Here is a 22,109-nt window from a genome sequence, read left to right on the forward strand (position 1 = left end):
GACAGAAGCCGGGCCGTGACCGTTACTCTTTAATGTCTACCTGCCAGAAAAGGTGCTTGCCGAAGGGGTCGATTTCATAGCCGCTCACCTCTTTACGCACTGGCTCAAAAATGGTCGAGTGGGCAATCATCACCGCAGGCATCTGGTCGTGCATCATCTGCTGCGCCTGTTTGTACAGCACCACCCGTTCATCACGATCGGTTATCGATTTTGCTTTCGCAATCAGGTCATCGAAGGGCTTGTAACACCATTTTGCTGAATTCGATCCGCCGTTGGCTGAGGTGCAGGTAAAGAGCGGCCCGAAGAAGTTATCCGGATCGCCCGTGGCGGTTGTCCAGCCCATCAGCGCGGCCTGATGTTCCCCTCCCTTCACGCGCTTCAGGTATTCGCCCCATTCGTAGGTGACGATTTTGGTCTGCACGCCAATGCTCGCCCAGTCCGCCTGTATCATCTCCGCCATCCGCTTCGCGTTCGGGTTATACGGCCTTTGCACCGGCATTGCCCACAGGTCAACGCTCACGCCGTTAGCAAAACCGGCGTCCTTCAGCAGGGCTTTGGCTTTTTCTGGATCGTAGTCGTAGTCTTTCAGCTCGCCGTCGGCGCTCCAGACGCCCGGCGGCAGCAGGTTCTTCGCCGCCGTGCCGGTGCCGTGGAAAACCGCGTCAATTATCGCGGGTTTGTTAATTGCCATCGCCAGCGCCTGGCGCACCTTTACGTTATCCAGCGGCGGCTTTTGCGTATTGAACGCCAGGAAGCCGGTATTCAGCCCGGCCTTGCTCATCAGATTGATGTCTTTGTTGGCCTTCATGCGCGGCAGGTCCGCCGGATTGGGGAACGGCATAACCTGACATTCGTTTTTCTCAACCTTCGCAAAACGCACCGAGGCGTCCGGGGTAATGGTAAACACCAGACGATCCAGCTTCGATTTCCCCTGCCAGTAGTCCGGGAAGGCGGTAAAGAGTATGCGTGAGTCCTTCTGGTATTGCGCAAGCTTAAACGGACCGGTACCAATGGGCTGCATATCGACCTTTTCCGGCGTGCCCGCCTTAAGCATGGCGTCGGCATATTCCGCCGAAAGGATTGAGGCAAAATACCACGCCAGGTCGGCGACAAACGGCGCTTCCGGGTGCGCGAGGGTAAAGCGCACGGTGCGATCGTCAATTTTATCGATGGCGACGATCAGGCTGCCAAACTCCAGGCTTTCGAAGTTGGAGTAACTGCCGTTAGAGACGTTATGGTAAGGATGATTTACATCCTTCTGGCGCATAAACGAGAAAATCACGTCGTCGGCGTTGAAGTCGCGCGTCGGCGTGAACGCTTTGTTGCTGTGGAACTTCACCCCTTTACGCAGGTGGAAGGTGTACACCTTGCCATCGTCGCTCACCTCCCAGCTTTCGGCCAGGCTCGGCACCAGCTCGGTGGTGCCGGGTTTAAAATCGACCAGACGGTTATACACCGGCACGGCGCTGGCATCCACGCTGGTTCCCGAGGTATACAGCTGTGGATTGAAGTTTTCCGGCGATCCTTCGGAGCAGTACACCAGCGTTTTTGCCGCGACGGTGGAACTGGCCGTCAGCGCAGCAAGCGCCAGCGCTATCATTGTGAATGTGCTTTTCATCATTTATTCCTGTCTTTTTAATTCGACGGCTAATTACTTCTTTTGCCATTCCATAAATAACATTAAAGTGATGGCGCAAACACATGAAAAATAAATACAGAAGGAATCACTATGGCCTCCGAACTCTCCAGACAATTAACCCAACGTTTTTTTCGCTATCTCGCCATTACCAGCCAGAGCGACCCGAAAGTAAAAACGCTGCCCTCCACGCCGGGCCAGCACGAGATGGCGCGGGAACTGGCGAACGAGCTGGAAAAGCTGGGCTTAAACGATATTGTAATTGATGAGTTCGCCACCGTAACCGCCGTTAAAAAAGGGAATATCCCCGGCGCGCCGCGGATAGGTTTTATTACCCATATCGACACGGTAGACGTCGGTTTATCACCGGATATTCATCCACAAATATTAACGTTTACGGGCGATAATCTCTGCCTGAATAAAGATAAAGGGATCTGGCTGCGCGTAAAAGAACACCCGGAAATTCTGGCTTACCCCAATGAGGAGATTATTTTCAGCGACGGAACCAGCGTATTAGGCGCAGATAATAAAGCGGCGGTGACCGTGGTGATGACGGTGCTGGAAAACCTGACCGCAGAGCATAAGCATGGCGATATTGTGGTGGCGTTTGTGCCCGACGAGGAGATTGGCCTGTGCGGCGCCAAAGCGCTGGATCTGAAACGCTTCGACGTGGATTTTGCCTGGACCATCGACTGCTGCGAGCTGGGGGAGATCGTTTACGAGAACTTCAACGCGGCGGCGGCTGAAATTCGCTTTACCGGCGTAACGGCCCACCCCATGTCTGCCAAAGGGGTGCTGGTGAATCCGCTTCTGATGGCTACGGATTACATCAGCCATTTCGATCGCAAGCAAACCCCGGAATGCACCGAGGGCCGCGAGGGGTACGTCTGGTTTAACGGCATTCAGGCCGGACAAAACGAGGCGATCCTGAAGGCCAACATCCGCGATTTTGATAAAGACGGTTTTGCCGCCCGCAAGCAGCAGATCGCCGACGTGGCGGCGCAGATTGCCGCACGATACCCCACGGCAGGCGTGGAGTATCGCATCGAGGACACCTACAGCAATATCAGCAATGCCATTGGGGAAGACCGCCGCGCCATCGACTTGATGTTCGAGGCGATGGCGTCGCTCGGGATCGCGCCTAAGCCGATCCCCATGCGCGGCGGCACCGATGGCGCAGCCCTGTCGGCTAAAGGCTTGCTCACCCCGAACTTCTTCACCGGTGCCCATAACTTCCACTCGAAGTTTGAGTTTTTACCGCTGTCGTCGTTCGAGGCGTCCTATCGCACTGCCCTGCAACTCTGCCTGCTGGCGGCGCGTTAGGCGGGCTTGCGCGCCAGCATAGTGGCGAAGCGCAGCTTGATACGGTTGCCGTTGGCGTCGGTGCGGTGAAGCTCACCCACCTCTTCGTTGTACCTGAGCAACTCCCAGCCTTCGTAGTAGTGGCTCAGCTCACCGGTTTTGAACGCAAACGGGAAGCCAACGGTGCAGGGATAATCTTCCGTATCCATCGCGGCAACAATCAGGTTGTAGCCGCCCGGCTTAGTGCAGCGCTGCATGTTGGCGATCAGGCCTGGGATGGTTTTCGCCTCAAGGAACATCAGCACAACGGTGGAAAGGATAAAATCGTACTCGCCCTCAAAGCTCAGGCTGTTCAGATCCCTGATAGCCGTTTGCAGGTTCGCGATCCCCTCCGCCGCCCTGATGCGCTCGATGTTATCGATGCTCATGGGGTTTTTATCCCACACCGTTACGTCATAACCGTTCGCGGCCAGGTACAGGCTGTTACGCCCATTACCGCAACCCAGATCGAGCGTTTTACCCGGCTTAACGATTTCCGCGCTGTAAAGCACCTCCGAGTGCGTGCGGGTCAGACCATACTTCTCGGTAAAGTAGTTTTCATCGACAGTCATTATTTTTCCTCAGGTTGCATAAGCAGTGCTTTATCAGCGCGCACCAGAAGTTTGCCCTGCATCAGCAAGATAAATGTACGGACCAGCAGCATCGCGATGATGCAGTTGGTGAAAATAAACAGCGGAACGGCAATGGCATGGAAGAACCCCGACGGGCTGCTCTGCCCCAGGTGTAAGCCGGTGGTCGCCAGCGCCGACACGCCGAACGAGAAGCTCCAGAACGAGGCGTTAAACGGCTGCGACAGGTACCACGGCATCAGACGCAGCATAAACAGCAGCTGCAGCAGGCCATACCCGAACAGCATTTTCGCAAAGGTATCCGCTTCGCCGCCGTTAACGCTAAGCCAGGCGCTACAGGCCACCAGCGCGGGCGCAAGCTGGATCCCGAGGGAAGTACGAAGCGCAGCGGGCAGTTCTCCTGCGCTGCGCAGGCGCTGCAGAATGACCGGCTCCAGGCTCAGCCACGAAAACACTCCGGCGCCGAGAAATACCAGCCCCGCATCATGAAAACCCAGCGCGCCGCAGGCCATCGCGCTGATAAAATTGTTCGCCACGGTCGGCAGATATAATCCGGGCGTAGTGGCCTCCTGCGGATGCTTTCCGCGCCACAGCCCGGCGCTTTGCCAGGCGGCATACGAAAGCTGGATCGCCACCCCCATGCCAAACAGCCCCAGCGACACCGGGCGGTACCAGGGTACAAAGCCGATGGCCACCAGCATCGTTGTGGCGGGAAACAGGCTGACAAAACTGCTCATCACCGGATGGCGCATCTCCGCCAGCACGCTCTTCGGAAACCGTACCGCGCGGGTGATAAACGCTACGCTCAAGAGGAACCAGATCGTCACCGCCAGCGCGACCAGGATCTCCCCCGGCCACCGCGTAACCGGCCAGAGGGTACTGGCGTAACGCCAGGCGAACCCCATGCCAATGGTGCCCAGCACCATACCAAAATAGCCCGCGGGTAAGTTAAGAACGCGTTGGTTTTCATTATGCATTTTTTTTAAAGTTTAAAATGTATTTGAAATGCCATTTTAAGAGGTTTCGTTCAAAGACGCCAGCATTTCGAAAAGCCAAAAGTTTGCTACGTTTAGTGAAGGGCTTCTCAGGGATACTACCATGACAAAATACCGGCTCAGCGACGACACCCGGCTCTGGCACTGGCTGGACGGTGCGACGCCGCGCACCACCACCCTCAGGCAGATCGTTGCGTTGTGCGATTTTAGCGATGTTGTCAGCGGGACAAAAGGCGGATGGGTCGAAGACGAGCGCGCGCTCGCACAGGACGGCGCGTGCTGGATTTACGATGAAAACAGCGTGGCGTTCGCCGGCGCCCGAATAACCGGTAACGCCCGCCTCACCCGGCCCTGCACCGTCAGCCACCGCGCGCAGGTTGGCGGCAACAGCTGGCTGGATGCCGCAGAGGTGAGCCACGGCGCGGTGATAAGTGACAACGTCACGATTCAGCAGTCTACGGTCCGCGGCGAGTGCCATATCGCTGGCGACGCGCGGGTACTGCATAACAGCACGATCGTCGCAGCCAAAGGGCTAACCCCGGACCATGATCAGATCCTCAAAATTTACGACAGGGCCACGGTCAGCCAGTCGCGGATTGTCCATCAGGCGCAAATTTACGGCGATGCCATGGTGACGCACGCCTTCGTTGAGCACCGTGCGGAGGTGTTCGATCGCGCCATTCTTGAGGGCAACGAGATAAATAACGTCTGGGTCTGCGACTGCGCCAAAGTGTACGGCAACGCCCGCCTGCTGGCTGGCCTGGACGACGATGCTATCCCCACCGTGCGCTACAGTTCACAAATAGCGGAAAACGCCCTCGTAGAAGGCAACTGCGTCATTAAGCACCACGTGTTAATTGGCGGCGAGGCGCGGCTACGGGGCGGCCCGATCCTGATTGACGACAGGGTCGTGATCCAGGGGCGCGCGCGCATCGTCGGCGATGTGCTGATTGAGCATCAGGTGGAGATAACAGACGATGCGGTTATCGAAGCGTTTGAGGGCGAGAGCATTCACGTTCGGGGAGTAAAGGCAATCAACGGCAGCGCGCGGATCACCCGAACGCCCCTGCTGGGGGCGCTATAGGGGAAAAATTCTGGCGTAGAGGTTTACGTCATCGTAGCGGCCGTTCAGCATTTCGGCCTCCCGCAGGCACCCTTCCAGCGCAAAACCGTTGCGCTGGGCCACGCGGTTACTGCTCAGGTTATCCACCCGGCACTTGATGACAAAGCGGCGGATCTCGCCGCGCCCGACGTAATAGCGCATAAACGCCCGTAGCGCCTGAGAGAGAATGCCCTTCCCCTGTTGCCCTTCGTCGAGCCAGTAGCCGATGTACCCGGCTTTGTTCGCAGGCTCAATCGCATTGAACGACAGCACGCCGGCCAGCTCGTCTTTAAAGAAAATCAGGAACATTTTGGCGTAGCCGCGCTGGTGCAGCATCTGGTTGCTCTGCACGTTGCGGCGGGTATCTTCTTCGGAGCCCACGTGCTGCGCCCAGTCGAAGGCGGTTTGCAGCCAGATTTTATTTTTGACAACGAGGCCGTGCAGGTCGGCGGTATACCGCTCTTCGACGGCGCGAAGCTCGATATCCTGGTTCACGGGGATAATTTCTGAAGACATAGGCCTCTCACTTGCCGGGTAAGCGTGGCGCCACCCGGCACGGTTTCATAAAGCTAGCGCATGATCCGGTCGTCAACGTAGTTACGCTTGTCCGGCGCTGGCGGGAAGTACTGATACAGCCAGGTTTCGCTGATGGCGTCGCCCTGACAGCGCAGGAACAGGCGCATATCTACCGGCTCGGTAGAGTCAGAGGTTGGATACCAGTCAAACAGAATGCGATACCCGTCGAACGGCTCGACGTAGAGGATCTCCACCTGCTTCGCTTCACCGCTGGAAAGGGTAATCACCGGCTCAATGCCCTTCGGCGCGGCGGCCTTCAGATCGCCACCGACGAAATCAATGGCAAAGCGACGCGCCCACACTTTCGGGTAGTGCTCGCCCGGCGCCCAGCCTTCAGGGAAGCCGCCCATGCCGGTGCGGGTCGCGTAGACGTTAGCCAGCGGCGAGCGCACCGGAGGCTGCGCGCTCCAGGTAAGACGGTATTTGTAGTTCAGCTCGTCGCCCGCTTCTACCGCTTTTTCCGGCTGCCAGAAGCAGACCACGTTATCCAGCGTTTCACCGGTGGTCGGGATCTCCATCAGCGCGATGGAGCCTTTGCCCCAGCTATTGCGCGGCCCCACCCACAGGCTCGGACGCTTGTTGTACCAGCCCATCACGTCCTGATAGTGGGAGAAGTCGCGATCAAGCTGCAGCAGGCCAAAGCCTTTCGGGTTTTTATCCTGGAAGGCGTTGAACTGCAGTTTTTGCGGGTTGTTCAGCGGACGGCAGATCCACTCGCCGTTGCCGCGCCACATCGCCAGACGATCCGAGTCATGGATCTGCGGATGGATGGTGTCACACATGCGGCGTTCGTTGTTGCCGCAGCTAAACATGCTGGTCATCGGCGCGATGCCGAGCTGCTTGATGTCTTTGCGCGCGTAAAGATGGTTTTCCACGTCCATGATCACCTGGCTCTTCTCGCAGTGGATCACGAACTTATAGGCACCGGTAATGCTCGGGCTGTCCAGCAGCGCGTAAACGGTAAAGGTCGTATCCCCCGGCTTAACGGTTTCAAACCAGAAGGAGGTGAAGTCCGGGAACTCTTCCGGCGTGTCGGTAAAGGTATCTACCGCCAGACCGCGCGCGGAAAGGCCGTACTGGTAGGTATCATCTACCGCGCGGAAGTAGCTTGCGCCCAGGAACGAAACGATGTCGCGCCGCGCCAGCTCGGGCGCTTTAAAGACGCGGAATCCGGCAAACCCGAGATCGCTCTGCCCTTCAAGCTGTTTAGTGTCCACGCCCGTATCGCCGTAGCTGAACAGCTCGGGACGGAAATGGATCTCACGCGCCTGTGAGGTGCTTTGATCCAGCGAGAACATGCGCACGCGGCGACGAAACCCCATCCCCATATGGAAGAACTGGGCGTCCAGCTGACGGCCTTCAATGTTATTCCACAGGGACTGCTTCTCATCGTAACGGATGGCGTTGTACGCCTGCGGCGTCATGGTCGCCAGCGTTTCCGGCAGCGGACGCGGCGCACCGCCCCACGGGGTTTTCGCCAGATCGTGCGCCATGGATTGCAGGACGCTGAAGTCAAAGCGATGGCTCTGACCGTCCGCAATGTCGGAATCAGCAGCATACGCCGCCTGGGAAAACAGAGAAGCAAGGCCAGAAGTGCCGCTCAGGGCAGCCATTGCCAGGGAACCTTTGAGAAAACGTCTGCGATTCATGCCTGAGAAAACGTCCTTATGGTCGTGTGAGTGCGTTTCGCGCGCGGCGAAATGACGGCAAGAAAGAACGCACAGCCTAAACAAAAACGGTTAAGAATCCAATTGTTGGCGGGTGATTATCTGAACAAACTGAGAAATATTTTCTGTCGACCAGAACGGCCTGAAAGTGGTGTAAAAAACAGTAAATACGCAAAATCATTCATGCTGGATCAAGGCGACAGGTGTGTGGATCATCAGGAGCTTACTTTAGAAAGTGACTGGGGTGAGCAGACGAAGGCAGCGCAGAGGCAGCATGAAGGATGAAGCGTATTAAAAGTGTCCCGGCTGGACATCGACAGCCGGGACAAACGAGGCGGTTATTTTACGCTGACATCGATACCCGGAAAGTACTTATCAGCCAGTTTAGCGATCGTGCCGTCGGCACGTACTTTATCAATTGCGGCGTCAAGCTGCTTTTTGGTGGCCTCATCCCCCTTACGCAGCCCAAAGCCGATACCACTGCCGAGGATGGTGTCGTCCGACACCGGTTTGCCGATAAAGCCAAACCCTTTACCCTGCGGCTTGCTGAGGAAACCTGCCTGCCCGGCCGCGGACATCACCAGCGAGGCATCGATGCGGCCATTCAGCAGATCGCCCCACGCCATGTTCTGATCTTTATAAGACACCACGGTGACACCGTGCTTTTCCCAGTGCTCTTTGGCGTACGTTTCCTGAATTGAACCCTGGAGAACGCCGATGGTTTTGCCCTTCAGACCTTCCGGCGTGGCCTCTACCGCCGAGCCGGCTTTGCCTACCAGCTGGGAGGGAATGCGGTAGATTGGCTGGGTGAAATCAATACTCTTGCGGCGCTGCTCGGTGATGTTCATCGCCGAGTTGATGGCGTCGAACTTTTTCGCCACCAGGCCCGGGATCAGCGCATCAAACGAGGTTTCCACCCAACTGCACTTCAGCGCGGCGGCTTTACAGATGGCGTTTCCCAGCTCTACGTCAAACCCTTCCAGCTCGCCTGAGGCATTGCGGCTTTCAAACGGCGGATATTCCGCCTCCAGCCCGTAACGCAGCTCGGTGGCCGCGAAGGACGAAAACGAACACAGCAGTCCCATGCCGATAACTAACGCGCGTAATTTCATCTCAAACTCCTCAGATCCTGATGGGATAGGCTCAACGTGGTGTAACCCGGCACAGGGCCCTGGCACCAGCCCGTAACGTCGCCTCATCTTTCGCAAAAGAGAGACGAATCAACTTATTGTCCGTGCCGTCGGCGTAAAACGCCGACAGCGGAATCGTGGCAACGCCGCAGTCGACGATCAGCCGTTGCACCATGTCGCTGTCCCGCTCGCTGCTGAAGCCGCTGTAATCCGCCAGCAGGAAGAACGATCCTTTGCTGGGCAGCAGCGTAAAGGGAGAGTCGGCCAGTAAACTTTGCAGCAGATCGCGCTTGCGCTGATAAAATGCCGCCAGAGACAGCCAGGTTTGCGGATCGGTCATGTGCTCTGCAAAGGCGTGCTGCATTGGCGTATCGGCAGAGAACATCAAAAACTGATGGACTTTGCATATCTCATCCATCAGCGCCGCGGGTGCCACACAATAGCCCACCCGCCAGCCGGTCACGTGATAGGTTTTTCCGAAAGAAGAAATAATGACGCTGCGCTCCGCCAGCTGCGGGTGCGTAGCCATCCCGTGGTGCGGAACGTCGTCAAAAACGACGTGCTCATACACTTCGTCAGACAAAATGATGATGTCGGTATTGCGCGTAAGCGCCGCGAGCTGGTGCAGGTCCTGTGCAGAGAACACCTGTCCGCTCGGGTTATGCGGCGTATTAACGACGATCATCCGCGTCCGCGGGGTGATCGCCGCGCGAACCTCATCCCAGTTCACGGCAAAATCCGGCACCGTAAGCTTAATGGCGACGGGCGTCGCCCCCTGCAGCCGGACAATCGGCGCGTAGCTGTCAAAGGACGGTTCGAAATAGATCACCTCATCGCCCGGATGAACCAGCCCGCTGATGGCCGAATAGAGCCCTTCGCTGGCGCTGGCGGTCACCAGCACCTCACTGGAGGGGTCATAGCGCGTGCCGTAAAGCGCGGCAATTTTATCCGCAATACGCTCCCTGAGCGGTTGCAGACCGGTCATGGAGGCGTACTGGTTATGCCCGGCCTCCATGGCGCGGGTCACGCCGGCAATGAGCTTAGGGTCGCAGGAAAAATTCGGCGCGCCCTGAGAAAGGTTGATGGCGTTATGCTGGGCAGAAAGCTGGCCGATAACGGTAAAAATGGTGGTCCCCACATCTGGCAGTTTGGAACGTGTCTGCACCGGCGTTTGTAAACTCATCCTCTGTCCCTTCTCATGGTTAATGCATAACTATTCAAACAACAACTGCGCTGTCGGGACAACCGAATTGTTGTCATAATAGCCATGACTAAAACGCATAGCTAAGGTGAGGTATGTCGCGTCGTTCGTTTCCGCTCAATGCCGTAGAGGCTTTCCTGGTGACCGCGCGTCATCTGAACCTGACCCACGCCGCGAAGGAGCTTTGCCTTACGCAGGGGGCGGTAAGCCGTAAAATCGCCGCGCTGGAGGGCTGGTTTGGGTTCCCGCTTTTTGAACGCCATGCGCGCGGCCTGCGCCTCTCCTCCCAGGGAAGCGCCCTGCTGCCGGAGCTACAGTCCGCGTTTGAGCAGCTGCTGAACGTGGCCGAGCAGGCTCGGACGCACCAGACCGTCATTCGCCTGAAGGCCCCAACCTGCGCCATGCGCTGGCTGGTTCCTCGCCTGCTGAAGGTGGAGCGCGAGCAGCCGGACCTGCAAATTGCGCTTACCACCACCAACGATCATAACGTCAACTTCAAAACCGAATCCTACGATGCGGCAATTGTGTTTGGCACGCACATGAGCGCGGGCGATCTGCTGTTCGAGGAGGCGTTGACCCCGGTAATGAGCCCGCTGCGGGCCGGTTCGGCGCTGGAAACGCTCACCTTTCTTCACCCGACGCGGGACAAAACGGACTGGTCGCTGTGGCTGGCGAAACAGACGCGCCCGGCGCAAGCCATGCTTAAAAATCAACACTTCGATACCATGGATCTGGCGATTACGGCCGCCATTCAGGGGTTGGGCGTCGCCATTGCGGATGAAACGCTGGTGGAAGAGGACGTGCGCGCCGGGCGGCTGATGCGGCCTTACGATACGAGCATCAGGACCGGCGCGAGCTACAGGCTGGTACTGCGTGAAGCACCCGGCCCGGAGAACGGGCTGGATGCGTTTCGTGACTGTCTGCTCAGTCGAGGCTGACGTGGTGTTTCATCACCCGCCTGAAGAGGCTCATGCGGGCGCGCATAAAGCGGTTTTCAAGCCTGAACCCTGCATGTTTATTCACGCCGATGCGTAACAGCACATCCCGCCCCTTGCGGCAGGCCGGCCAGCGCGTCGGTCCTGCCAGGCTGTCACGTTTCCCCGCGTCCCGCGCGAAGCTCACCCAGTAGTCCGCCACCTGAGCGGCGAAGGCCAGATCGCGTTCGTTCACGTAATGACGCGAGGGCTCAACCTGCCCGAGGGTGTCGAACACGTAAGGCACCTCGTTGCCGTGCCAGGCACCGTTAACGTACGTCGCGTGTTCCGCTTCGGCCACATAATCAAACCAGTATCGCCAGCACAGGCCCCCCGCCCGCTGCTGCGCCTGCATCACCACGTATCCCATGGTGGTAAAGGCCATATCGCGGCACACCTGCCTGCCCAACTCCTCGTCGCCCCTGACGCCCGGATAGAGCAGCTTTATCAGCCCGAGGCCAAAGCGCCGCTCGCGGCGGAGCTTCTGGATTTGCCCGGCCAGATCGACGCCAAACACCGACATTACGCTGGCTTCGTCGCTGTTCGACCCCACCATCACCGGGACCGGATGCTGACGGGCCGCGAAAAAGACGTCGAGCATGGCTTCCGGCAGCACGCAGTCACCCACGATGGGCGCGGGGGCGATATTTAGCGGCGCGGTAAGCGGCCAGAACGCCTCAGGAGGGATCGCGCGAAGCTGCTCTGCGGTGGCGTTTTCAAAGCCGAAATGGGCGGCAATGGCTTCGCCTTTTCGCATCGCCTGCTCACGCGGCGTGTCCGGCAGGGTATACCCGCTTTGCACTATTGCCTTATGGAACAGCCCTTCCGCCAGCGGAGAAGCCAGCAGCGACAGCACGCTGCGCGCGCCGGCGGACTCGCCGAACAGGGTGATGTTGTCGGGGTCGCCGCCGAACGCGGCGATGTTATCCCGCACCCACCTCAGGGCTTCGATCTGATCGAGCAGGGCAAAATTATGCACCACGCGCGCCTCTTCACCCTCCAGCGCCGGATGGGCAAAAAAGCCGAGGTGTCCGAGTCGGTAGTTGATCGTCACAACCACCGCGCCGCGCCTCGCCAGCGCCCTGCCGTTATAGGGAGGAAGCCCGCCCGCGCCGAGGGTAAACCCGCCGCCGTGCAGCCAGACCATCACCGGCAGCGGAGCGGTGCGCGACGCGGGCGACCAGACGTTGAGATACAGGCAGTCTTCAGAGAACTGGCCGGGATCGCCGCCGCCCAGCTCCTGGCACCCTTCGCTGCTCTGCCAGCTGGAGGAGGAGAACGACGTCGCCTGGCGCACGCCGTCCCAGCGCGGAGCGGGTCGCGGGGAGCGCCAGCGCCACGGGCCAACCGGCGGTGCCGCATACGGAATGCCGCACCACGCGTGGGTATCGTCTTCAGTAAAACCAATCAGTGCGCCCAGGCGCGTTTCAACTACAGGGGCGGAGGGATTTTCCATATCAACCTTCTTTTTCCAACACACCCCAGCAGAGTAACGTTTTCAGAGCAAACCGCAACGCTGTTTACTGCGCTGTTCCGCCTCCTGGTAAAGCGAAAACTCGTCATACACCGCACAGCCCAGCGCCGCTTCGAAGGCGTTGCGGCTGGCATTGCCGTGGCTGCGCGCCTGCGTTTCGTTGCCGAGATTCGACTGGAATATCCCCGCCGCGCTGACCGGCAGAAAGTCCTCATAGGTGATAGGCTGCGCCACGACCCAGCCGCGCTCGATCAGCGGCTGCGGATCGTCGCCTGCACGAAACGCGTGGCGATGCGCCTCGCCTGTCGGGGTCAGACGATAGCGGAAGTAGGCCAGCCCCTGGCGGCGCAGGAACATTTCGCTGTCCGGGAAGGCGCTGAATACCTCGCGCAGGTGAAGCTGATGGGTCAGGTTGTCTTTGCCGGTCCCCGCCTGATTCAACAGGCTATCGTACAGCTCGCGGCCTTTCGGCGTTAGCGCCACGCCGCGCTGCTCAATTTCACCGAAACGCGCGGTATGGGTTCCCTTATGTTCACCCGCAAAAAGTACCGGCTCTTCCAGCGCCTTAAAGCTGGTCTGGCGCAGGAGGATTGGCACCTCGCGACGCGGCGGCCCTTCAATCAGGATTTTCGGCTCAATACCATATTTCGGCATCAGCTCCTGCACCCGGTCGATATCCAGCGTGCGCGGCGTGAGATGGTTAATATGGCAACCCGGGAAGCAGACCACGTCGGCGATCAGGCGGTGTTCGTTGCTCAGCGCCAGGTAGGTTTCCCTGTCGACCGTCGCGTGGCGGTGCCAGCGGAAGGTTTCCAGCGCCTCCTGCACAAACTCCCGCGCCTGCGCCCCGGTAAAGTGTCCCTGCGCGTCATGCAGGTCGAGCAGCTCAAGGCAGCGCGGCGTAAAGATATTGCGGCGGGAGAGAATCGCCGCCGCCCTTTCGCGCAGCTCAGCGTTCCCGATTAACTCCAGGCGCAGCAGCGAGGTGAAAATGCGAAACGGATTGCGGCACAGCGCGGCATCCTCAACCGGACGAAACGCCGTCGAGTGGACGGGAACGCCCGCCTGGGAGAGATCGTAATAGCTGACCGGGTACATGCCCATAATGGCGAAGATCCGGCGCAGGGTGGAAAGCTCCTGCGCGGTGCCGACGCGGATCGCACCGTGACGTTCAACATTCAGGCGCGCCAGCTCGTCCGCATTTGCCAGTTGTTCATGTAAAAGTGGGTTATTTTCCAGAACCGCCAGGTTAACGTCCGCCACCAGTTCCAGCAGCGTGCCGTACTGCGGAACTTCCTGCTGGTACATCGCCGACATAGCCTGCGAAAAGTGTTCCCGAATATCATCAGCCGTGATGGTGTTCGCCATGATGTCATGCCTCCAGTGAATACTACCTGGAGTGTAGAGAAGCCCGTTCCTTTCGTCGGGAAGAATTTACGAATTGTGATCCAGACAGACGAGTGGTCAAAGCATGGGCATTTTCGAAAAACGGTTGTAACTCAAATAGATCAAATGTTAAAAATATTTTGCTATCAGGTTATCAAATTCAAACATCTTAACTTGTCACCCGCGTCGCTCTGTTTTTAACATCGCCTATGGAAAAAAATGCTCTTTTCAGTCAGCGCATACGCTTGCGCCATTTGCATACTTTTGTAGCCGTCGCTCAACAGGGAGCGCTGGGGCGAGCGGCTGAAACCCTTAACCTCAGCCAGCCCGCGCTTTCAAAAACGCTGAACGAACTGGAACAGCTTACCGGAACCCGGCTGTTCGATCGCGGTCGCCTGGGCGCGCAGCTTACGCTTATGGGCGAACAGTTTCTGACGCATGCCGTTAAGGTTCTGGATGCCCTCAATACCGCCGGTCAGGCGCTGAACCGCAAAGAAGAGCCAGCCAGCGACATCGTGCGAGTGGGGGCACTTCCCACCGCGGCGCTGGGCATTCTTCCCGCCGCCATTGGCCAGTTCCACAGGCAGCAAAAGCACGCCACGCTCCAGGTGGCGACCATGAATAACACCATGCTGCTGGCTGGGCTGAAGTCGGGCGAGCTTGACCTGGGTATCGGCCGGATGTCCGACCCGGAGCTGATGAGCGGCCTCAACTACGAGCTGCTGTTCCTGGAATCACTGAAGCTGGTGGTGCGTCCAAATCACCCGCTGCTGCAGGATACCGTGACCCTGAGCCGCGTAATGGAGTGGCCGGTGGTGGTCTCACCAAAAGGAACCGTTCCGCGCCAGAATGCGGAAGCGCTGCTGCAAATGCAGGGCTGCACGCTTCCTTCAGGGTGTATTGAAACGCTTTCGGCGTCGCTGTCTCGCCAGCTCACGGTGGATTATGACTACGTGTGGTTTGTGCCGTCCGGCGCGGTGAAGGACGATCTGCGTCGCGGCGTGCTCACGGCGCTGCCGGTCACGTCGCCCGGAGCGGGAGAACCGATCGGGATCCTGACGCGGGTAGACGCCCCGCTTTCCGACGGCGCCCAAACGCTGCTAAGCGCCATTCGAAAATCAATGCCTCTCTGACGCGATGCTCAGAACCCGCCGCGAAGGCGGGTTTTTTTGACCTAAAACGTTTCCCAGTTATCCCCTGAAACGGCAGCCGCCGGAGCCAGCGGCGCGGGTTTTACCGCCGGGGCAGCGGTCGCGGGCCGTCCTGCACGCGAGCCGGCGAGCCGAAACGCCCCGACGGCTTCGGTCAGACGTGCGCCCTGCTCTTCAAGCGATGCTGCCGCCGCGGAGGCTTCCTCCACCAGCGAGGCGTTCTGCTGCGTCACTTTATCCATCTCGGAAATCGCCTGGCTTACCTGAACGATGCCGCGGCTCTGCTCGTCGGACGCCGCCGCAATCTCCAGCATGATATCGGTGACGCGCTTAACCGCCTCCACGATCTCATTCATGGTATTGCCCGCGGCAACCACCTCGCCGGAACCCTGATCGATAAGCGACACCGATTCATTAATCAGGCTTTCAATCTCCTTCGCGGCGTTCGCGCTGCGGCTGGCCAGCGTACGGACTTCGCTCGCCACCACCGCAAAGCCGCGCCCCTGCTCGCCCGCACGCGCCGCTTCTACCGCCGCGTTAAGCGCCAGAATATTGGTCTGGAAAGCGATGCTGTTAATCACGGCGGTAATTTCAGAGATCTTCTTCGAGCTGGTGGAGATGTTGCCCATGGTTTTCACCACGCCGGAAACCATCTGTCCCCCGCGGCTGGCCTTACCGGAGGCATCTTCCGCGAGTTTGCTCGCATGGTGCGCGTTATCGGCGTTCTGCTTCACCGTCGCGGTGAGCTGTTCCATGCTGGCGGCCGTCTGTTCGATGGCCGCCGCCTGCTGCTCGGTGCGGGAAGAGAGATCGGTATTTCCGGCAGAAATCTCGCTGGTACCCCGGTAGATCTCCTCCGCCCCCTGCCGCACGGTGCTCACGGTGCTGACCAGCGCGTGCTGCATGGTTTGCAGATCGTGCGTCAGGCGGCCGATTTCGCTGCGCCCGGTCGGTTCGTCCGGCAGGGTTAAATCGCCCTTCGCGATATTCCCGATGCGCGTCGCGGCTCGCTGCAGCGGGTTAATCACCGTGCGGCGCAGCACCACAAAGGTAATCACCGCCAGCGCCAGCGCCAGCCCAAAGGCGCCGAACATGAAGATCAGACCTAACCGGGTGCGGCTATGTGCCTGCGCCGTAAGGGCGTTAGCGCGGTCGGTGCGAATTTTTATCGCCTTCAGCAACACCGCGTTATAGGCATCGTCGAGCGGGCGCGCGGTTTCGTTCTCATGGTTGATGATGGCTTCAAACATGCCGTTTTTGGCGTATTTAAGCATCGGCTGCATGCCGGCAATGTAGGCGTCGTAGCGAGCTTTCAGATCGCCATCCAGCGCTTCGTCCGCCGGTGTGCGAACGGTGCGCTTCATGTAGGCGGCAAATCCATCCTGCGATTGCTTCAGGCGGGTTTCGGCCTCGGCGATGTTTTGCTTCATCGCCTCCATTTCCGCAATACGGCTCGCCGCCCCGGCGTGGATCATGTTGATGCGGGCGGTGCGTAAATGGTTAGAGCTGTTCGATAGGCCGGTACGCACCTGGATTTCTGCCGTGACGTCCTGCTGATCGTTGTCGGCCTGAAGCAGGAAATAGCCCGCCAGGCCCGAGCTCAATGCAAACAGGAGAATAATGCCACCGAGAATGGAGGAAAACAGCGGAACCAGCCGGATGTGATGCAGAAAGCTCAGCCCGTGCTGCGCCTGCATTGATGTTGTGTTGTCCATGACCGTCGACTCTCTTATAGGTAAGATGCGTAAAAACACGCCTGTAAAATAGTCATCGGCACGGCCGGGGATTAGATTACGCCTAAAAGCGCCAGACAGGTCACACTTTAGAGAAGTTCAGGGAAGAAAGGCCAGCGGCAAAAACCGCTGGCAGAATAATTAGTTGTCGCCGAAGTGAATAACGGTACGAATGGATTTACCTTCGTGCATCAGATCGAACGCTTCGTTGATCCGATCCAGCGGCAGGCGGTGGGTGATGAACGGATCGAGCTGAATTTTGCCCGCCATGGCATCTTCAACCATTCCCGGCAGCTGCGTACGGCCCTTCACGCCGCCAAATGCCGAGCCGCGCCAGACGCGCCCCGTCACCAGCTGGAACGGACGGGTTTTGATCTCCTGACCAGCCCCGGCCACGCCGATGATAATGCTCTCGCCCCAGCCCTTATGGCAGCATTCCAGCGCCGAGCGCATTACGTTGACGTTGCCGATACATTCAAAGCTGAAGTCCACGCCGCCGTCGGTCAGCTCAACAATCACCTCCTGAACCGGCCTGTCATAGTCTTTCGGGTTAACAAAGTCGGTCGCGCCCATTTCCCCCGCCAGCCTGAACTTCTCCGGGTTGGTATCAACGGCAATGATACGGCCCGCCTTCGCCTGTACCGCGCCCTGGATAACCGCCAGGCCGATGCCGCCGAGGCCGAACACCGCCACGGTGTCGCCCTCTTTTACCTTCGCCGTGTTATGCACCGCGCCGATACCGGTGGTTACTCCGCAGCCGAGCAGGCAGACTTTATCCAGCGGCGCCTGCGGATTGACTTTCGCCAGCGAGATCTCGGCGCAGACCGTATATTCGCTGAAGGTGCTGGTGCCCATGTAGTGATAGATTGGCTCACCGTTGTAGGAGAAACGGGTAGTGCCGTCCGGCATCAGGCCTTTGCCCTGGGTGGCGCGTACGGCCTGACAGAGGTTGGTTTTGCCGGATTTACAGAACTTACACTCGCCGCACTCCGCGGTGTACAGCGGGATCACGTGGTCGCCGGGCTTAAGGCTGGTCACGCCTTCACCCACTTCCACCACCACGCCGCCCCCTTCGTGCCCGAGCACCGCCGGGAACACCCCTTCCGGATCCTCACCGGACAGGGTAAACGCATCGGTATGGCAGACGCCCGTATGGGTGATCTTGATCAGCACTTCGCCTTTTTTAGGCGGCGCCACATCAATTTCAACAATCTTCAACGGCTGGCCTGGGCCAAACGCGACAGCTGCGCGAGATTTCATAATGTCTTTCCCCTGTTGTGTGGTGTGTGGGTTTATTTTAGATAAGAGCGCAGCAAATGGCCGACTTCTGCCATACGCGCGGCCCGCTGATCCGGGGTTGTCTCTCCCGCTACCAGCTCATCTTTGAGGTGAATTTCGACCATCTCCCCCATCAGGCCATTCGCCGCACCGCGCACGGCCGCAATCTGCTGGAGGATAGCCAGGCAGGGCTCGCCCGATTCCAGGGCGCGTTCGAGGGCATCGACCTGGCCCCGAATACGGCGCACTCGCGTGAGGATACGTTTTTTGTCTTCAGGTGAATGTGGCATATGCCCTCCTTAGATACTATAGGGGGGTATTGTATCTTCTAAAGTAACTTTATGTAAACATTAAGTTTTATAGGGTTATCAGGCATTTACGCGGTATACATAAAAGACACTATCGGACATAAAAGGTCTTTTTACTGCCCCCAAATTGCCCCCAAAGGGTATTTTGCCCTCAGATATGCCCCCAAAACTCACTCTTCTACATAGCTCCTTCCTGTTTCGAAACACACCTCTTTGCGCATCTCAGGTTGATCAGCATAATCGCCTCGAATCCGTTTGTAAGACTTAACCAGCGCGCGCTACTTTTTTCCCTACTCTATACTTTCAGTCTGACATCCGACCGGAGGTTTCTATGTGTGGACGTCTTGCTCAAGCCCAAACTCGTGAAGAATATCTGGCTTATCTGGCCGACGAAGCCGATCGTGACATTTCATATGACCCCGAGCCTATTGGCCGGTACAACGTCGCGCCTGGTACTAAAGTCCTGCTTTTGAGCGAACGCGACGAGCTGCTGCATCTCGATCCTGTATTTTGGGGTTACGCACCAAGGTGGTGGGATAAATCGCCACTGATTAACGCTCGTGTCGAAACTACAGCCACAAGCAGAATGTTAAAACCTCTCTGGCAGCATGGCCGGGCGATCTGCTTTGCGGATGGATGGTTCGAATGGAAGAAAGAAGGAGACAAGAAACAACCCTACTTTATTCACCGGGCCGACGGCCAACCGATATTCATGGCTGCGATCGGCAGTAGGCCGTTCGAACGCGGCGACAAAGCTGAAGGTTTCCTCATCGTGACATCTGCAGCTGATAAAGGTCTGATCGATATTCATGACCGCCGGCCACTGGTTTTGTTACCGAAAGCTGCCAGGAAATGGATGCGTCACGATGTCGGTGGGAATGAAGCTGAAGAAATTACGATAAATGGTGCGGTGCCTGCAGAGAAGTTCATATGGCATCCTGTTACGCATGCAGTAGGAAATCCCAGAAAACAGGGAGCCGAGTTAATCGAGGCTGCCCATTAATTACACAATATTAGCATGCACCTTTCTGCTAAATGCGTTAAAATATTTGCCATATATCTTTATTCACTTTTAGAAGTGTATTCAGTTAGATTTATGTTGCAAAACTAGTTCATCTTATTGAGGTAAGCAATGACCAAAATCAGTGAAAGATGGAAACATAATGGGATTACAAAAGGTTATTGTAATATTTGTGGTAAATATGACACACTCACTAAAGATCACGTCCCTCCCAAATGTGCTATAACTTTAGGTCCAGTTCTTCAGAAAACTGTCAGTGAATTTTTCAACACTCGTGAACCTGTTAAACCATTAAATGCCAAAAATGGTTCTTACTTTAGAACAATATGTAGCCAGTGTAATAATTATGTTTTAGGCGGTTATGATAAATCAATCGAACAAGTTACAAATTCCTTCAAAGAAAAATTAAACCAGCACATGACTGGATTAATTACATCCCCATTCATTAATATCCCATTTGATAGTGTATCTTTTACTAAGGCCATGATTGGCCATATTTTATCAGCCACTTCCGTTGAGGATTGTAAAAAAGAGCCTGTAGATAGCCCCTTTTATACTCCTTTGAAGGATTATGTCTTAGGAAAAAGTTCAAGCTTTGAGGATAGCCATGATATTTATTATTGGTTTTATCCACATAGAATGCATATCTCAGCTCAAAGCGTGGCATTTATGAATGATGGGCACATTGCTTTCATCTGTGCGTTACATTTTTTCCCAATAGGTTTTATCATTACTAAAAAGAATGAAGGTACTTATCCTGCACACTCAACAAAACTTAACCTTAAAGATAAATCGCTCACATTTAATATGACACCGATAAATTATGAATTTACCACTTTTCCCTTTGTTAGTCTTAAAGGAAACCAAATGTATGCCATGAGTAATGGGCACACTTGTGTAAGCTACCCAATAATAAAATAATAATTAATTGAGCGGAATTACTCAACGCTTACAATCTTTTCATATAATAGCTTATGTGAGTAGCATTTGCTACTCGCATAAGGATGAAACCGTATAAAATTGAAGTCTATAAAAATAGAGACAAAGGCATAACTTCGGCTACGAATTTTTTAGCTTTATTTTCAGCGCTGCTATTTCTTGATCAATAACATTAAACCCTTCAGTAATAACCTGCCTCAATTCAGCATCAATATGCTTAATCCCTTGAGCATAATCAACCATAACCGCTATTTTAGCCTCATGCAACCTTTCGTACATTTCCTTGTCTTTATTGTTGTCAGCCATGTCAAAAAATATCTTTTCGTATTCTGCGATAAGCTGATTATTACCTTTAAAAGATTGTATGAGTGAACGGGCGTAGGTATAAATGTTAATTATTGAATCTCTTGCAGTATCATTCAATTTCGCAATTTCTCGTGCATTTTGTTCATAAAATATGAAATTATCTTCCCCAACAGGAAAACTTATTAGCAACATCCCACCAGGCTCAATTCTTTCAATGTGATACTGCATTCTTTTATTATAAATATTGATTAAAGTTGAAACCTCCCCTTTGATACCTTTCAAAACAGATAACTGTAAATCAAGGGCATTTTTTTCGGCTTCTGCTCGAGTGATTTTAGCTTCACGATCAACACCTCGAAGCGTAAAAAAGCCACCAATAACCGCTCCAATTAAAGCGGTAATAAAGGACGACAACCATTCTGGTATACTATTTAAAAAAGCACTAGCATCACCCATTATACTCATTATGGCCCTCACCATGGTCAAAGTTAAACACGATACACATATCCTAACCGATTATATTTTTCATTCCATGCAATATTTACTCCAGAATACACCCTATCGTTCATAGCCGCTATTGGTTGTGAATGGACATTCTTCCCCGGCCTCAACGAATTCTAGGAAGATCAGAGTACCTCGTCGTGTAACGTGGAGATAGTATTTCACGCTTCATCTGCCACTGCTGCTGAATGCCCTGTCCTGCAAAGTAGAGTGTGCCTTTCCAGCCTTTCGCGTTCAGATGATCGAGCACCTCCATCAATCTTTCGCTGCCCAACCGTGGAGCGTACTCGTCGAACAAGTTCAATGCGCTACGCCCTGGCTAAAAAAGTCCCCCAGCATGATCCCTGCCTTTTGATAGCAGTGGCCATCCTTCTAGATTTTCTCTATTTAGGAGTTTTGATACGCTTTTTTTTTAACTTTTGCGCACCTAGCGGCATGTTTGCTGCACAATACAACAAATCTTCAAAGAACATGGGAGTACACTACCCAACAAACCACCCTAAGTAGGTTGGCCAGCTGGATGTGCTCTCATGTCAATCATACTTGGTTATGGGAAGACTGAAGTACAGAAGAAGCGTTTTGTGTTTCTGCCGCGCCTGGGGACAAAAGATCCGGGTAAGTATTTTTCGACGCAGTCCATTACCGACCGCTGGGATGCCTCGGTGAAAAAGGCCGGTATTCGCCGACGCACGCCTTATCAGTCACGACACACTTACGCATGCTGGTCACTTGCGGCTGGAGCGAACCCTTCGTTCATCGCCAACCAGCTCGGGCACTAAGACGCTGAAATGGTGTATCAG

Annotated in this window: 21 protein-coding genes and 1 pseudogene; 8 read left to right on the forward strand and 14 right to left on the reverse strand. The window is 56.0% G+C overall.

From position 1 onward, the window contains the following. Positions 1-22: 22 nt before the first annotated feature. Positions 23-1,618 (reverse strand): ABC transporter substrate-binding protein, encoded by a 1,596-nt coding sequence (locus HWQ14_RS16640; protein ID WP_148419561.1) that lies wholly within the window; start codon positions 1,616-1,618, stop codon positions 23-25. Positions 1,619-1,729: 111 nt separating this feature from the next. On the opposite strand from HWQ14_RS16640, the gene pepT reads away from it, so the two are divergent. After that, the gene (gene pepT / locus HWQ14_RS16645; protein ID WP_176610355.1) at positions 1,730-2,959 is read left to right on the forward strand and encodes a peptidase T; all 1,230 of its coding nucleotides are present in this window, start codon (positions 1,730-1,732) and stop codon (positions 2,957-2,959) included. Here pepT and tehB read toward each other — a convergent pair. Then, positions 2,956-3,549 (reverse strand): tellurite resistance methyltransferase TehB, encoded by a 594-nt coding sequence (gene tehB / locus HWQ14_RS16650; protein ID WP_176610356.1) that lies wholly within the window; start codon positions 3,547-3,549, stop codon positions 2,956-2,958. The genes pepT and tehB overlap by 4 nt on opposite strands. Beyond that, positions 3,549-4,544, reverse strand: coding sequence for a dicarboxylate transporter/tellurite-resistance protein TehA (tehA, locus tag HWQ14_RS16655; protein ID WP_176610357.1), 996 nt, complete (start codon positions 4,542-4,544; stop codon positions 3,549-3,551). Before tehA ends, tehB begins: the two co-directional genes overlap by 1 nt. Positions 4,545-4,665: 121 nt before the next feature. Here tehA and ydcK point away from each other — a divergent pair, with 121 nt between their 5' ends. Continuing rightward, positions 4,666-5,646 carry a YdcK family protein gene (gene ydcK / locus HWQ14_RS16660; RefSeq protein ID WP_176610358.1) on the forward strand — a complete coding sequence of 327 codons (981 nt, stop codon included), beginning with the start codon at positions 4,666-4,668 and terminating at the stop codon, positions 5,644-5,646. Here the strand turns inward: ydcK and rimL are convergent. Both rimL and HWQ14_RS16670 read right to left on the reverse strand, forming a co-directional pair. Continuing rightward, positions 5,641-6,180: a 50S ribosomal protein L7/L12-serine acetyltransferase gene (gene rimL, locus HWQ14_RS16665; protein WP_176610359.1), complete on the reverse strand. Its 540-nt coding sequence runs from the start codon at positions 6,178-6,180 to the stop codon at positions 5,641-5,643. The two genes, ydcK and rimL, sit on opposite strands and share 6 nt — an antisense overlap. Before the next feature lie 53 nt (positions 6,181-6,233). Continuing rightward, on the reverse strand, positions 6,234-7,889 hold the full coding sequence (locus HWQ14_RS16670; RefSeq protein WP_176610360.1) for a glucan biosynthesis protein D: 1,656 nt from the start codon (positions 7,887-7,889) through the stop codon (positions 6,234-6,236). 30 nt (positions 7,890-7,919) lie between these two features. On the opposite strand from HWQ14_RS16670, the gene HWQ14_RS16675 reads away from it, so the two are divergent. Further along, complete coding sequence (locus tag HWQ14_RS16675) at positions 7,920-8,192, forward strand: hypothetical protein (protein WP_176610361.1); 273 nt, start codon at positions 7,920-7,922, stop codon at positions 8,190-8,192. A gap of 53 nt (positions 8,193-8,245) precedes the next feature. On the opposite strand, the gene HWQ14_RS16680 is transcribed toward HWQ14_RS16675, so the two are convergent. Together HWQ14_RS16680 and HWQ14_RS16685 are read right to left on the reverse strand one after the other, a co-directional pair. Further along, entirely contained in the window at positions 8,246-9,019 is a 774-nt protein-coding gene (locus tag HWQ14_RS16680; protein WP_176610362.1) for an ABC transporter substrate-binding protein, read from the reverse strand. A gap of 31 nt (positions 9,020-9,050) precedes the next feature. After that, positions 9,051-10,220 (reverse strand): pyridoxal phosphate-dependent aminotransferase, encoded by a 1,170-nt coding sequence (locus HWQ14_RS16685; protein WP_176610363.1) that lies wholly within the window; start codon positions 10,218-10,220, stop codon positions 9,051-9,053. A 113-nt stretch (positions 10,221-10,333) separates the two neighbouring features. Between HWQ14_RS16685 and HWQ14_RS16690 the strand changes: the two genes are divergently transcribed. Further along, entirely contained in the window at positions 10,334-11,176 is an 843-nt protein-coding gene (locus tag HWQ14_RS16690) for a LysR family transcriptional regulator (RefSeq protein WP_176610364.1), read from the forward strand. Here the strand turns inward: HWQ14_RS16690 and HWQ14_RS16695 are convergent. Both HWQ14_RS16695 and hglS read right to left on the reverse strand, forming a co-directional pair. Continuing rightward, complete coding sequence (locus HWQ14_RS16695; protein WP_176610365.1) at positions 11,163-12,668, reverse strand: carboxylesterase/lipase family protein; 1,506 nt, start codon at positions 12,666-12,668, stop codon at positions 11,163-11,165. The two genes, HWQ14_RS16690 and HWQ14_RS16695, sit on opposite strands and share 14 nt — an antisense overlap. A gap of 42 nt (positions 12,669-12,710) precedes the next feature. After that, positions 12,711-14,054, reverse strand: a complete 1,344-nt coding sequence (gene hglS, locus HWQ14_RS16700) for a 2-oxoadipate dioxygenase/decarboxylase HglS (protein WP_176610366.1) — start codon at positions 14,052-14,054, stop codon at positions 12,711-12,713. 227 nt (positions 14,055-14,281) lie between these two features. Between hglS and HWQ14_RS16705 the strand changes: the two genes are divergently transcribed. After that, a complete protein-coding gene (locus HWQ14_RS16705) occupies positions 14,282-15,205 on the forward strand; it encodes a LysR substrate-binding domain-containing protein (protein WP_176610367.1) in 924 nt (307 codons plus the stop codon). 41 nt (positions 15,206-15,246) lie between these two features. On the opposite strand, the gene HWQ14_RS16710 is transcribed toward HWQ14_RS16705, so the two are convergent. From HWQ14_RS16710 to HWQ14_RS16720, 3 genes are all read right to left on the reverse strand, one after another. Further along, the gene (locus HWQ14_RS16710) at positions 15,247-16,938 is read right to left on the reverse strand and encodes a methyl-accepting chemotaxis protein (protein ID WP_176610368.1); all 1,692 of its coding nucleotides are present in this window, start codon (positions 16,936-16,938) and stop codon (positions 15,247-15,249) included. A 159-nt stretch (positions 16,939-17,097) separates the two neighbouring features. Beyond that, positions 17,098-18,216, reverse strand: a complete 1,119-nt coding sequence (locus HWQ14_RS16715; RefSeq protein ID WP_148419490.1) for an S-(hydroxymethyl)glutathione dehydrogenase/class III alcohol dehydrogenase — start codon at positions 18,214-18,216, stop codon at positions 17,098-17,100. 32 nt (positions 18,217-18,248) lie between these two features. After that, positions 18,249-18,524, reverse strand: coding sequence for a metal/formaldehyde-sensitive transcriptional repressor (locus tag HWQ14_RS16720; RefSeq protein ID WP_176610369.1), 276 nt, complete (start codon positions 18,522-18,524; stop codon positions 18,249-18,251). 349 nt (positions 18,525-18,873) lie between these two features. Here HWQ14_RS16720 and HWQ14_RS16725 point away from each other — a divergent pair, with 349 nt between their 5' ends. Further along, on the forward strand, positions 18,874-19,545 hold the full coding sequence (locus tag HWQ14_RS16725; RefSeq protein WP_176610370.1) for an SOS response-associated peptidase: 672 nt from the start codon (positions 18,874-18,876) through the stop codon (positions 19,543-19,545). A gap of 129 nt (positions 19,546-19,674) precedes the next feature. Further along, a complete protein-coding gene (locus tag HWQ14_RS16730; RefSeq protein WP_176610371.1) occupies positions 19,675-20,484 on the forward strand; it encodes a chaperonin in 810 nt (269 codons plus the stop codon). 138 nt (positions 20,485-20,622) lie between these two features. On the opposite strand, the gene HWQ14_RS16735 is transcribed toward HWQ14_RS16730, so the two are convergent. Further along, positions 20,623-21,273 carry a hypothetical protein gene (locus HWQ14_RS16735; protein WP_245166414.1) on the reverse strand — a complete coding sequence of 217 codons (651 nt, stop codon included), beginning with the start codon at positions 21,271-21,273 and terminating at the stop codon, positions 20,623-20,625. Between the two features lie 142 nt (positions 21,274-21,415). Next, positions 21,416-21,681, reverse strand: a pseudogene (locus HWQ14_RS16740) (DUF4113 domain-containing protein); the annotation flags it as partial. A 158-nt stretch (positions 21,682-21,839) separates the two neighbouring features. On the opposite strand from HWQ14_RS16740, the gene HWQ14_RS23360 reads away from it, so the two are divergent. Beyond that, positions 21,840-22,088, forward strand: coding sequence for a tyrosine-type recombinase/integrase (locus tag HWQ14_RS23360; protein ID WP_245166415.1), 249 nt, complete (start codon positions 21,840-21,842; stop codon positions 22,086-22,088). The last annotated feature ends 21 nt before the right edge of the window (positions 22,089-22,109 follow it).

Source organism: Enterobacter cloacae, assembly GCF_013375935.1.
GTDB lineage: Bacteria > Pseudomonadota > Gammaproteobacteria > Enterobacterales > Enterobacteriaceae > Enterobacter > Enterobacter pasteurii.

What these genes read in the sequence shown, in the direction of transcription:
- hglS (WP_176610366.1), bottom strand. Translation starts at nt 14,054, where the DNA reads ATGGCGAACACCATCACGGCTGATGATATTCGGGAACACTTTTCGCAG.
- rimL (WP_176610359.1), bottom strand. Translation starts at nt 6,180, where the DNA reads ATGTCTTCAGAAATTATCCCCGTGAACCAGGATATCGAGCTTCGCGCC.
- ydcK (WP_176610358.1), top strand. Translation starts at nt 4,666, where the DNA reads ATGACAAAATACCGGCTCAGCGACGACACCCGGCTCTGGCACTGGCTG.
- HWQ14_RS16735 (WP_245166414.1), bottom strand. Translation starts at nt 21,273, where the DNA reads ATGAGTATAATGGGTGATGCTAGTGCTTTTTTAAATAGTATACCAGAA.
- HWQ14_RS16690 (WP_176610364.1), top strand. Translation starts at nt 10,334, where the DNA reads ATGTCGCGTCGTTCGTTTCCGCTCAATGCCGTAGAGGCTTTCCTGGTG.
- HWQ14_RS23360 (WP_245166415.1), top strand. Translation starts at nt 21,840, where the DNA reads ATGTCAATCATACTTGGTTATGGGAAGACTGAAGTACAGAAGAAGCGT.
- tehB (WP_176610356.1), bottom strand. Translation starts at nt 3,549, where the DNA reads ATGACTGTCGATGAAAACTACTTTACCGAGAAGTATGGTCTGACCCGC.
- HWQ14_RS16715 (WP_148419490.1), bottom strand. Translation starts at nt 18,216, where the DNA reads ATGAAATCTCGCGCAGCTGTCGCGTTTGGCCCAGGCCAGCCGTTGAAG.
- HWQ14_RS16685 (WP_176610363.1), bottom strand. Translation starts at nt 10,220, where the DNA reads ATGAGTTTACAAACGCCGGTGCAGACACGTTCCAAACTGCCAGATGTG.
- HWQ14_RS16710 (WP_176610368.1), bottom strand. Translation starts at nt 16,938, where the DNA reads ATGGACAACACAACATCAATGCAGGCGCAGCACGGGCTGAGCTTTCTG.
- HWQ14_RS16670 (WP_176610360.1), bottom strand. Translation starts at nt 7,889, where the DNA reads ATGAATCGCAGACGTTTTCTCAAAGGTTCCCTGGCAATGGCTGCCCTG.
- HWQ14_RS16720 (WP_176610369.1), bottom strand. Translation starts at nt 18,524, where the DNA reads ATGCCACATTCACCTGAAGACAAAAAACGTATCCTCACGCGAGTGCGC.
- pepT (WP_176610355.1), top strand. Translation starts at nt 1,730, where the DNA reads ATGGCCTCCGAACTCTCCAGACAATTAACCCAACGTTTTTTTCGCTAT.
- tehA (WP_176610357.1), bottom strand. Translation starts at nt 4,544, where the DNA reads ATGCATAATGAAAACCAACGCGTTCTTAACTTACCCGCGGGCTATTTT.
- HWQ14_RS16695 (WP_176610365.1), bottom strand. Translation starts at nt 12,668, where the DNA reads ATGGAAAATCCCTCCGCCCCTGTAGTTGAAACGCGCCTGGGCGCACTG.
- HWQ14_RS16640 (WP_148419561.1), bottom strand. Translation starts at nt 1,618, where the DNA reads ATGAAAAGCACATTCACAATGATAGCGCTGGCGCTTGCTGCGCTGACG.
- HWQ14_RS16680 (WP_176610362.1), bottom strand. Translation starts at nt 9,019, where the DNA reads ATGAAATTACGCGCGTTAGTTATCGGCATGGGACTGCTGTGTTCGTTT.
- HWQ14_RS16725 (WP_176610370.1), top strand. Translation starts at nt 18,874, where the DNA reads ATGTGTGGACGTCTTGCTCAAGCCCAAACTCGTGAAGAATATCTGGCT.
- HWQ14_RS16730 (WP_176610371.1), top strand. Translation starts at nt 19,675, where the DNA reads ATGACCAAAATCAGTGAAAGATGGAAACATAATGGGATTACAAAAGGT.
- HWQ14_RS16705 (WP_176610367.1), top strand. Translation starts at nt 14,282, where the DNA reads ATGGAAAAAAATGCTCTTTTCAGTCAGCGCATACGCTTGCGCCATTTG.